The sequence below is a fragment of the Flavobacterium sp. W20_MBD1_R3 genome, from assembly GCF_052119725.1.
GTDB lineage: Bacteria > Bacteroidota > Bacteroidia > Flavobacteriales > Flavobacteriaceae > Flavobacterium.
This window is the reverse complement of record NZ_JBGQOR010000008.1, coordinates 139631-151243: the sequence shown is the minus strand read 5'-3', so window position 1 is coordinate 151243 and position 11613 is coordinate 139631. Positions and strand designations below refer to the sequence as shown.

General features: G+C 33.6%; 8 protein-coding genes and 2 tRNA genes. 7 read left to right on the top strand and 3 right to left on the bottom strand.

Annotated elements, in window-relative coordinates:
- A tRNA-Gly gene (locus ACEN2F_RS11755) sits at positions 1-72 on the bottom strand.
- A gap of 44 nt (positions 73-116) precedes the next feature.
- Positions 117-189 (bottom strand) — tRNA-Gly (locus ACEN2F_RS11750).
- Between the two features lie 172 nt (positions 190-361).
- On the opposite strand from ACEN2F_RS11750, the gene ACEN2F_RS11745 reads away from it, so the two are divergent.
- On the top strand, positions 362-808 hold the full coding sequence (locus ACEN2F_RS11745) for a GNAT family N-acetyltransferase (RefSeq protein ID WP_441739298.1): 447 nt from the start codon (positions 362-364) through the stop codon (positions 806-808).
- Positions 798-2387, top strand: coding sequence for a L,D-transpeptidase family protein (locus ACEN2F_RS11740; RefSeq protein WP_441739296.1), 1590 nt, complete (start codon positions 798-800; stop codon positions 2385-2387). The genes ACEN2F_RS11745 and ACEN2F_RS11740 overlap by 11 nt, the downstream gene beginning before the upstream one ends.
- On the opposite strand, the gene ACEN2F_RS11735 is transcribed toward ACEN2F_RS11740, so the two are convergent.
- A complete protein-coding gene (locus ACEN2F_RS11735; protein ID WP_441739294.1) occupies positions 2376-3098 on the bottom strand; it encodes a murein L,D-transpeptidase catalytic domain family protein in 723 nt (240 codons plus the stop codon). The two genes, ACEN2F_RS11740 and ACEN2F_RS11735, sit on opposite strands and share 12 nt — an antisense overlap.
- Before the next feature lie 189 nt (positions 3099-3287).
- Between ACEN2F_RS11735 and ACEN2F_RS11730 the strand changes: the two genes are divergently transcribed.
- The 5 genes from ACEN2F_RS11730 to ACEN2F_RS11710 all read left to right on the top strand — a co-directional run bounded on the left by ACEN2F_RS11730 (position 3288) and on the right by ACEN2F_RS11710 (position 11599).
- A complete protein-coding gene (locus ACEN2F_RS11730) occupies positions 3288-5681 on the top strand; it encodes a DUF5916 domain-containing protein (RefSeq protein ID WP_441739292.1) in 2394 nt (797 codons plus the stop codon).
- Positions 5682-5811: 130 nt separating this feature from the next.
- On the top strand, positions 5812-8217 hold the full coding sequence (locus ACEN2F_RS11725; protein ID WP_441739306.1) for a DUF5916 domain-containing protein: 2406 nt from the start codon (positions 5812-5814) through the stop codon (positions 8215-8217).
- 142 nt (positions 8218-8359) lie between these two features.
- Positions 8360-9877, top strand: coding sequence for a 2,3-bisphosphoglycerate-independent phosphoglycerate mutase (gene gpmI, locus ACEN2F_RS11720; protein ID WP_441739290.1), 1518 nt, complete (start codon positions 8360-8362; stop codon positions 9875-9877).
- Positions 9878-10098: 221 nt separating this feature from the next.
- Positions 10099-10737 (top strand): leucine-rich repeat domain-containing protein, encoded by a 639-nt coding sequence (locus tag ACEN2F_RS11715; protein ID WP_441739288.1) that lies wholly within the window; start codon positions 10099-10101, stop codon positions 10735-10737.
- Between the two features lie 190 nt (positions 10738-10927).
- Positions 10928-11599: a TetR/AcrR family transcriptional regulator gene (locus ACEN2F_RS11710; RefSeq protein WP_441739286.1), complete on the top strand. Its 672-nt coding sequence runs from the start codon at positions 10928-10930 to the stop codon at positions 11597-11599.
- Positions 11600-11613 lie beyond the last annotated feature (14 nt).

Sequence of the window (11613 nt, the reverse complement as noted above, 5' to 3'; positions counted from 1 at the left end):
GCGAAAGACGAGGCTCGAACTCGCGACAACCAGCTTGGAAGGCTGGAGCTCTACCAACTGAGCTACTTTCGCATTAATACAGTAAAAAAAGTTTCAAATTAAAGAATGAAACTTAGAGCGAAAGACGAGGCTCGAACTCGCGACAACCAGCTTGGAAGGCTGGAGCTCTACCAACTGAGCTACTTTCGCATTAACAACGGTGCAAATATAATTAATAAGTTTGCTTCAATGCAAGTTTTTTTCTTAAAAAGTCTCAAACCTACTCCGATAGTCTCTTTTAAAATAAGAGATTCAAATCATAAAGAATTTAATATGAAAATATTATACCTTTATAGAACCCAAAAAATATTTTTAAAAAACAATGAAAAACATCAAACAAATAACGGCTTTGGAGACATTTTCGATACGCCATCCTGTACTTCGGGCTGAAAAACCGATCGAAAGTTGTCATTTTGACGGCGATACTTTAGAAACTACTTTTCACTTTGGATTGTATGACTCTGATAATCTCTTAGGCGTGGTTTCCTTATTTGAAGCAAAAAACAATTTGTTTACCACTGAAAAACAATTTCAAATTAGAGGAATGGCCGTTTTGAAACAGCATCAAAAGTTAGGTTTGGGTGAAAAACTGATTATCCATGCAGAGAAACAATGCAGTGAGCAAAAACAGAATTTAATTTGGTTCAATGCCCGAGAAGAAGCTATCGGATTTTATACCAAAATGGGATATCAAACAAAAGGGCTGCCTTTTGAAATAAAAGGAGTAGGAGAACACGTTGTCATGTTTAAAGCTATAAATGATGAATAATTTATTTTTGATTGTATTGTTGTGTACCTTCATTAGCTGCAAAAAAGAAGTACTAAAAAGTGAGGTAATTTTGAAAAAAGAGATTGTAAAACCTCATGTGCAACCGGAAGGAAAACCAACTAACATTGACTCATCTTTAGTAATTTCTTTGGATAACAAAACAGTTAAGGATTTTTATATAGCTACCAATTACAGAACGGTGTGGCAATCAGAAGAAAAAAGAAAAATAATTTTAGCTGAGCTTAATAAATCAGCGGAAGAGGGACTCAACCCAGAGGATTACAACGTAAAATCGTTATTTGATTTCGAAAAAAAAGCAACTACTTTAGACTCTTTAGATTTGGCAAAATATGATATTTTGTTGACTTCCAGTTTACAAAAATACATTTCCCACCTCACTAACGGAAGAATAAATCCCCGAAAAATATACAAAAACTGGGACTTAAAAGATAACTATATCAACTTAAATACTGCTGTCGTTCAATTGCTTCAAAGCGATTCCTTAGCGTCCTCAATAGAACAATTGAAACCCAATCACATTGTTTACAAAAAATTAAAAAAAGCCCTTCGGCAAATTAATACTTTTCCAAAAGATGATTTCAAGCCAATAAAATTTACAAAAATAATAACGCCTAATGACACCAATCCTTCACTGATTTCGATCAAAAAACGATTAATTTATTGGAAAGAACTCCAACCTAAAGACAGCCTTTCTCCAGTTTACGACGAAGAAACAGTAACTGCTTTAAAAAAATTTCAAAGTCGGCACGGTTTAGCCGCCGATGCAAAAATTGGAGCCGGTACAATTGCATCCCTTAATTTTTCTAAAAACCAAAGAACACAGCAAATTATTGTAAATCTGGAACGCTGGAAATGGTATCCAAAACAATTGGGAAAGGAATACATCATCATTAATATTCCTGATTACAAATTGACATTGGTTAACAACAATGACACACTGAGAACGCACAGAGTCATTGTGGGAAGAGCAAAAAGAAAAACACCCGTATTGAGTTCTAAATTAACGCAGGTCGTTTTTAACCCAACCTGGACGGTTCCACCAACCATTTTGAGAGAAGATGTAATTCCTGCTATTCTAAAAAGCCGAAGCTACTTAACGCAAACTAATATTAAGGTGTATGATAGTAATGGAAGAATTGTAAGTCCTTATGAATGGCAATTATCTCAGGCTAAAACGTATCGATATGTACAAAGTCCGGGTACTTTTAACTCGTTGGGGATGGTGAAAATCATTTTTCCAAACCGTTTTTCCGTTTACTTACACGATACAAATCACAGGGATTATTTTGACAAGATTGACAGATCTTTAAGTTCCGGCTGCGTCAGAGTTGATAATCCATTGGAATTAACAGAATATATTTTAAACGATTCAGTCAATTGGAATTTTGAAAAAATCACAGAGACCTTGCAAAATGAGAGAACAAGATTTGTTAATATCAAAAAAGATATTGCATTTCACCTATTTTACTGGACCGCTTGGAGCGAAAATAATAAATTAATTTTCAGAGATGATATATACAATCTTGACGCTGCTTTGTACGATAAATTACGAAATTGATTTTATTCCAAATTTAGAAACTCTTGAAGGATGATAAATAAAGAAACATGATTTATCTTTTATTATACTAATAATCTCTTTAGATAATTCAACAGGAACAGCAGGACAACCAAGACTTCTTCCTAATCTGTGGTTGTTTTTAATAAACGAATTAGAAACATAATCAGCGGCGTGCATTACCACACCTCTTGCTCTGGCATTATCATTAACTCCTTTTTCTAAACCATCTAAACGAAGAGACATTCCATGTTTGCCATTGTAAATTTCACCTGTAGCATAAAAACCTAAACTGCTTTTAAAAGATTCAGCTGAGTTTGAAAAATTATTGGCAAATTCATTGCCTGTATTTCTTCCGTGAGCAACAAGAGAGTGAAACAAGACCTCGCCAGTAGCCAAATTGATCACCCAAAGTCTTTTAGTATTTGACGATAAACTAAAATCAATTAAAGTCAAAATCTCTTTCTTAATTAATCCTTTTTCTTTCAACGAATAATAACCTTTTAGTGCTTCGGAGAAACTTTCTAATTTAGGCAATGCAAATTTATCAGAATGTAAATTAGTGTATGCCAAAGTAATATTATCATCTGCGCTCTTTTTTTCTACTTTAGAGTAAAACGCTGGAGTACTTATCTTTGAATCAGGAAGGTTTTTTTTGATGGGTGCAAGGGAAAGCAGCATGAAAAAAATAGTAGGAAATATGTTATAAATCATTGATTGTCTATTAGTTAAGGATTTACTTGGGATTGCAAACGTACATCAAAAATTAGAATTGAAATTAATATTTAACAAAGTTTTATTCTTACTCTAACGAAAAAAGGGACAAAATATTGAGTAATAAAACATAAAAAAAGGAATTAATCTGTTAATTTTGCTATTTTTGTTTAAATATCCTCTCTATTTATGTTCAAATTCCCATCAATTGCGCTACTTTATTTGCTTTTATTTAATTTAAATGCGCAAAGTCAAAAAAAAGTTCTTCAAGCAAAATCTACTACCGAAAACATCACAATTGATGGCCAAATGAATGAAGAAATTTGGAAATCAGCCCCTATAGCTTCCGACTTCATTATGTTTGAACCCGATAATGGAAAACCAATCAGTAGCGATAAAAAAACAGAAGTTAAAGTACTCTATGACAATAATGCCATCTATATTTCAGCCTTATTATATGATAATGAACCGGATAAAATTCAGAAAGAAATAACAAATCGAGATGTTTTTGGCGTTTCCGATCATTTTTCGGTTTATATTAATGGTTTTAATGATGGCCAACAAGATTTTCGCTTTTTTGTAAGTGCTGCAGGCGTACAAATGGACTGCATAGCAACGGAAGATTTTGAAGATTTTACGTGGGATGCTATTTGGGACAGCCAAGTAGTGCTCACTGAATTTGGCTGGGCTGTTGAGATGAAAATTCCCTATGCTGCTTTACGATTTTCAAAAGCAGACAAACAAACCTGGGGTTTAAACTTTATGCGCGAAATCAAGCGCGATGTTCAAAAATATACTTGGAACAGAATTGATACTAAAATTGGAGCTGTAATTCCCCAAGCGGGGATTTTGCAAGGAATAGAAAACATAAAAACTCCTGCACGACTTTTTTTAATTCCCTACTCATCGGCGTATTACCAACAAAGCAAGATTGGTTCCGGCATCACTTTAAAAGCAGGCTTGGATATTAAGTACGGTATCAACGATGCTTTTACCTTGGACGCCATTTTAGTTCCTGACTTTGGACAAACAAAATTTGACAATGCAATATTATACTTAGAACCTTTTGAACAACAATTAGAAGAAAATAGACCTTTTTTTACCGAAGGAACTGATTTGTTTAACAAAGGCGGATTGTTTTATTCCCGAAGAATTGGCGGAGGGTCCACCACAGAATTACTCCTTGCAAATCAGGAAGAAATCACTAATTATCCAAGCACGGTTAATTTGATTAATGCCGTAAAAATCTCAGGACGTACCCAGAAAGGATTAGGAATTGGGTTCCTGAATGCTATTACCGAAAAAACCAAAGCCACTATTTTAGATAATGATACCGGCAACGTTAGAAAAGAGGTAATTGAACCTTTGACTAATTATAATATGTTTGTGTTAGATCAGCGTTTTAACCAAAACTCATCCGTTACTTTCATCAATGCAAACACCACCCGAAATGGGGATTTTAGAGATGCAAATGCCTCGGCTTTGCTGTTTGATCTGAATACCAAGGCAAATACATTCAATTTGTACGGCGATTTTAAATATAGTTCAATCAATACTATCGAAGATTACGACGGGTTTAAAACAGAAATAGGTTTTGCAAAAACAAGTGGAAAATATCGTTATGGATTTTCAGGAAAATATGTTTCCGAAAACTATGATATAAATGATTTAGGGATTAATTTTTACTCTAATTATCACAATGCTTATGCAAATGGAAGTTATCGAATTGTAAACCCAACAAAACTTTTTAATACCTTCAGAATCAATCAATATATTAATTTTGAAATGGATAATACCTCCGGAAAGTTACAAACTGGCGCTTTTGGTACAGAAATTAAGGCTACAACACTAAATAACGACGCTTTAGAATTTGTAGTCGAATTTTCTCCTTTCAAAACCTACGATTTTTACGAACCACGTGAATATAACAAATATGTTTTTTTGCCGGAAAAAGTTTTTGCTGCAATCAACTTTACTTCAAACGACAACAATCCTTTCACGGTGGTAATCCAACCCTCTTTTACAAAATTCAATGAGAAAAACCGAAACGTTTATGGATTATATCTAAGTCCTAAATACCGTTTTAATGACAGATTTTCGCTCACGTATATAATGGAATATTTTAATAAAACCAATGATCGCGGCTGGGTTGACTCTGATACTTCCGGAATAATTTTTGCAGAACGCAGTAGAGAAACTCTTCAACATGATTTTACTGGTAAATATGCGCTCAATAATAGAATGACCGTGAATCTGACAGCCCGATACTACTGGTCTTACTCAAAAAATCATGATTTTTTGACCTTGCAAGACAGTGGCTATTTGACTCCAAACAATACATACGCTCAAAATAAAGATAGAAATTTCAATTCATGGAACTTCGATTTATCTTATTCCTGGTGGTTTGCACCCGGGAGCGAAATCTCAATTTTGTACCGTAATTATGGTCTAGAAAGATCAAATGAGGTAGAAAAAGATTTAGCTAAAAATCTTAAAAACATTTTCAACAGCGACTTGACTAATGTACTTTCGATCAGCATTCGTTATTTTATTGACTACAATTCAGTGAAAAATAAATTTTAATTTTTCAAATCAAACTGTAACATTCTGTAAAAAAGAAAGTCTACTAAGATAAACTACAGTCTTGATGGGTGCATTAAACCTTGAAAGTATATCAGTTTTTCCAAATTTGTCGCAATCATTCCATCATTTCATGAAGAATCATTTCCTATATTTTTTTCTGATATCGTCTTTTATTTGCTTTGGCCAAAAAAAAACATTACAAACTAATTTTATTACAGACCATATTATTATTGATGGAACACTAGATGAAACGACTTGGCAGTCAGCAGCAATCGCTACTGATTTTATCATGTTTGAACCAGATAACGGCAAGAAAATTCCAGACAATAAAAAAACAGAAGTTCGCGTACTGTACGATAATGATGCGATATATATTGGCGCAATCATGCATGATGAGCGTCCTGAAAAAATACTTAGAGAGATTACACAACGCGATAATTTTGGCACTGCAGATCTTTTTGGAGTTTTCATCAATGGTTTTAATGATGGACAACAAGATTTTCAATTTTTTGTCAATGCTGCAGATGGTCAAGCAGATTGTATCACCACGGACAGCAATGGCGAAGATTATTCTTGGGATGCCGTATGGAAAAGTAAGGCTGTAATTACGGACGAGGGCTGGGTTGTAGAAATGCGAATTCCTTATGCAGCCCTGCGCTTTTCAAGCGAAAACAAACAAACTTGGGGACTTAATTTTTTTAGAGAAATAAGACGAGACCGTCATAAATACACTTGGAATTTTATCGATTCAAAACTGGGAACATTCACCCAGCAAACTGGCACATTAGAAGGAATCGAAAACATAAAACCTCCTACCCGACTCTTTCTCTTGCCCTATTCCTCTTTTTATGTAAATGCAAGCGGTCAACAAAAAACTACCGGAACCCTCAAAGGCGGATTGGATTTAAAATACGGTATAAACGATGCTTTTACGCTTGACATGATATTAGTTCCTGATTTTGGACAAACAAAATTTGATGATCAAATACTAAATTTAGGCCCTTTCGAACAACAATTCAACGAAAACAGATCGTTTTTTACGGAAGGAACTGATTTGTTCAGCAAGGGAAATCTGCTTTATTCGAGACGTATTGGCGGAAGCCCAGCCTACAAACTAAACGAAAACGAATCCTTTACGGAAACGCCAAATATAAATCTTATCAATGCATTTAAAATCTCGGGACGAACCAAAGATGGTTTAGGAATTGGGATATTGAATGCGGTGACAAAAAATACCCCAACTACGATTTTCAATAACAACAGCGGCGAATCAAGAACCGAAGTTGAGCCTTTAACAAATTATAGCGTGTTAGTTTTAGACCAGCGCTTTCGCAAAAACTCCTCGCTTGCCTTTGTAAATACCAATGTAAGTAGGAACGGACATTTTCGCGATGGGAATGTTACAGCATTAGTTTGGGATTTGAATACTAAAAAAAACACTTATAACATTTCGGGAGATTTTAAATACAGTTTTATTAATGAAACAGAAGATAAAACAGGAATTAACTCCCAATTGAATTTCTCCGAAACCAGCGGAAAATTCCGTTATGGCGCTGGTGCTGACATAACAACAAAGGATTTTGACAATAATGATTTAGGAATCAATTTCGAGACCAATTACTATAGTATTTATGGTAATTCCAGTTATCGAATCTTGAATCCAACCAAGTATTTCAACACTTTTAGTGCTCAAATAAACACCTATTCCCAGTTTCAAAAAGAAACCGGGAAAATACAATCTAGTAATATCAGCTTTCAGATTAATTCTAATAACAAAAAAAATCATTATTTTGGGATGGGAGTTGATGCTAATCCATTAGAGACATACGATTATTATGAACCCCGATCGGCGGACCGATTTGTAATAAAACCTACAAAAATTGGTGGATTTATTTATATTTCTTCTAATTACAATAATAGTTTTGCCATTGACTTTAATCCGTCGTTTGCTGTTTTTGATGAAACTGGAAGAAAATCTTATGGTTTCTCATTAGGCCCAAGGTACCGATTTAGCGATAAATTATCTTTGAACTACAATTTCAACTTTTTCAGACAAAACAATAATAAAGGCTATGTCGACAGTATCAATGACGATATGAACTTAGCTACGCCAAATACAATTGTTTTTACGAATAGAAATGTGATTACCTATTCTAACACGCTGTCCGGGAAATATTCCTTGAGCAGTAAAATGAATTTTAATATTTCCTTGCGTCAATATTGGTCGTTTGCTGAAAACAAAAATATATTATCCTTGCAGCAAAACGGACGATTAACTGATTTTCCAACCTACACCACTAACAGAAATTCCAGTTTTTATTCTTGGAATACTGATTTATCGTACTCATGGTGGTTTGCACCTGGAAGTGAAGTATCTGTTCTATATAGAAACAATGCTGCCGGATTCGAAAGAAACATTAATAAAGATTTTGGAGACAATGTCACTAATCTACTCAACAACGACGCATTGAGTCATGTGTTTTCGATAAGCATTCGCTATTTTATCGATTACAATGAGGTGAAGAATAAATTCTAAAATGCGTTTATTTTAAAAAAAATCCTTTTCTATAACCATATAATCAAAATTTAAAGATCTTAGCACTAGAATGAATAATAGTGTTTTTGATTCATTGGAACCTTTTTAGAAATGGTTTATCTTTGTTTAAAATAACATTTCCATGAACAAAAAAGTAATTCTTATGATTCTGGACGGTTGGGGAAAATCTCCTGATCCAAAAGTTTCTGCAATCGACAATGCCAATATTCCTTTTATAAACAGTTTATATAAAAATTTCCCAAGCGCTCAACTGCGAACTGACGGCTTAAATGTGGGACTTCCTGAAGGCCAAATGGGAAACAGTGAAGTAGGCCACATGAATCTTGGTGCAGGTAGAATTGTATATCAGGATTTAGCTAAAATAAATCTTGCTGTTGCAAATGATACTTTGGCAAAAGAATCCGTTTTAGTTGATGCCTTCACGTATGCCAAAACTCACAATAAAAAAGTACACTTTTTAGGCCTTGTTTCAGATGGTGGAGTTCACTCTCACACATCACATTTGCGCGGCTTAATAGATGCTACACAACAACACGGATTACAAAAAGTTTTTGTTCATGCCTTTACTGACGGTCGCGACGTAGATCCAAAATCTGGTAAACATTACATTCAGGATTTACAAGATTATATTGCTGGAACTAGTGTCAAATTAGCTTCGGTTATAGGACGCTACTATGCCATGGACAGAGACAAACGCTGGGAGAGAGTAAAGCTGGCTTATGATTTATTGGTAAACGGAATTGGTACGCATACAACAAATGCAGTCACTACCATCGACGAAAGTTACCAAATTGATGTAACAGATGAATTTATAGATCCAACAGTCCTAGTGGATGAGCAAGATAATCCCGTAGCTACAATTGAAGAAGATGATGTGGTTATTTTCTTTAATTTTAGAACCGATAGAGGAAGAGAATTAACGGAAGTTTTGACCCAAATAGATTGTCATGAACACAACATGCACAAACTCAATTTGTATTACGTTACACTTACCAATTATGATGAAACCTACAAAAACATAAAAGTTGTATATAATAAAGACAATATAACAGAGACCCTAGGAGAAGTCTTAGAAAAAGCAAACAAAAAGCAAATTCGCATTGCTGAAACCGAAAAATATCCTCACGTTACATTTTTCTTCTCAGGTGGAAGAGAACAGCCTTTCATTGGCGAAAGCCGAATCTTGAAAAATTCTCCAAAAGTTGCCACTTATGATTTACAACCAGAGATGAGTGCTTATGAATTGACCGATGCCTTAGTTCCTGAATTAGAAAAAGGTGACGTAGACTTTGTTTGTCTCAATTTTGCCAATGGCGATATGGTAGGACATACTGGGATCATGAGTGCAGCGATCAAAGCCTGTGAAACCGTTGATAAATGCGTTGAAAAAGTAATAACAACAGCATTAGCACACAATTATACTACAATAATCATTGCGGATCACGGAAACTGTGAGACAATGATTAATCCAGATGGAAGTCCAAACACAGCTCACACCACAAATCCAGTACCTATTATACTTGTAGATAAAGATCTAAAAACAATTCATAATGGAGTTCTTGGAGATATTGCTCCAACAATATTGGAATTAATGGGAGTTGAAAAACCAGAAGCAATGACCTGTCATTCATTACTATAAATAAACAATAATCCCGATAAAAATTAAAAGCTACTTAAAAACAAGTAGCTTTTTTTACAAAAAAAAGTTAAATACTATTAACTGTCATAGCATTACTATTATATTTGTCAAAAAAAGATCGTAATAGCAGCAACATTATTTTTTTGTGCGATTGAATCGTACTACTAAATCCAGGCCGCAGTGATTATTTGTTTCAATATTTATACATAAATCAACACACAATGAAAATAATTTACACAATTGTCCTCATTCTCTTGACGCAAATGAGCTTTGGCCAAATAACGGATTCGATTGCAGTCAAAAAAGAGTTTACGAATATTGAACTGGCACTCAGAGAACCAGAAAAAGTATTTCGTCTGAACTTGAGCAATCAAACCTTAGAAATAGATAGTCTCAACTGGTCAAAATTTATAAATCTTGAATATTTAAGTCTAAAAAATGATCATTTGACTACAATTCCAAAAGAAATCATCTCATTAAAAAAGCTTAAAGTACTAGAATTGAGTGGAAATGATTTCACTGTATTGCCTGCTGATTTTTGGCAATTAAAAAGTTTGGAAGAGCTGTTTTTAAATGATGAAACGCACTTAAATTTAGAGGCTAATATTGCAATAATGAGTAAAATGACATCATTGAGAATATTACATTTAGAAAATGACAATTTAAATAGTATGCCATCGAATATAAGTAGTTTGAAAAATTTAGAATTTTTATACCTGAATGGCAACAAATTTAATGAAATCCCAAACGAAATCAGACAATTAGAACACTTGCAATTTTTAGACATTCGAAATAATAAAATCAGAGTTCCAGAGCGAGCCACAGAAAATTTGAATTTTGGATTCAGAATCAATCTATAAACAGAATTTAGTTTACGTTTTTATTGCTAAATTATTCTTTGTGAAATTTTTTAATTTACAGCCTCAAATTAAATAATATCCAAAAGAAATTGCGGATAGAAATAATCAAAAGTCAATTACCATTAATTATAAGTAAAACAATTTTTAAAAATATTGAATACTACAAGATTTAAAATAAATCGTAACAAGAATGAATATGGTTCTGTCTAATTTAAAAATACAAGTCAACGAAAAGATCTATGTTAAGGATCCGGAAACTTCTGCTTTGGGAAAAAAAATTATAGCCGAAAGCATTTTTTTAATCCATGAAATTGGGTTTGATAATTTCACTTTTAAGAAATTAGGAGAGAAAATACAATCTAATGAAAGTTCTATTTACCGCTATTTTGAAAACAAACATAAATTACTAGTGTACTTGTCCTCCTGGTATTGGAGCTGGATGGAATACAAACTCATTTTTGCCACGACTAATGTTTTGGATCCTACCGAAAAACTCCGAAAAGCAATTGCAATAATAACCGAGAAAATAACGGATGACGACAGCACTATTCATGTCAATGAATCAATTTTGAATAAAATCATTATATCAGAATTTACTAAAACACTGTACACCAAAGAAATCGATCACGAAAACAAAGAGGGATTCTTCTTGATTTATAAAAGAGTAATCAACAGGATTGTGGCTATTGTTAATGAAGTAAACCCAACTTATCCCTTTTCTAAATCACTTGTTTCTACTATTGTTGAAGGAAGCTTACACCAACATTTTTTGACAGACCATTTAAAAACCATCACCAATTGTAGCGATTCTATGAGCACCACAGATTTTTATCAGGATCTTATTGCAAAAGTTTTACGCTAAAATAAAAAACAAAA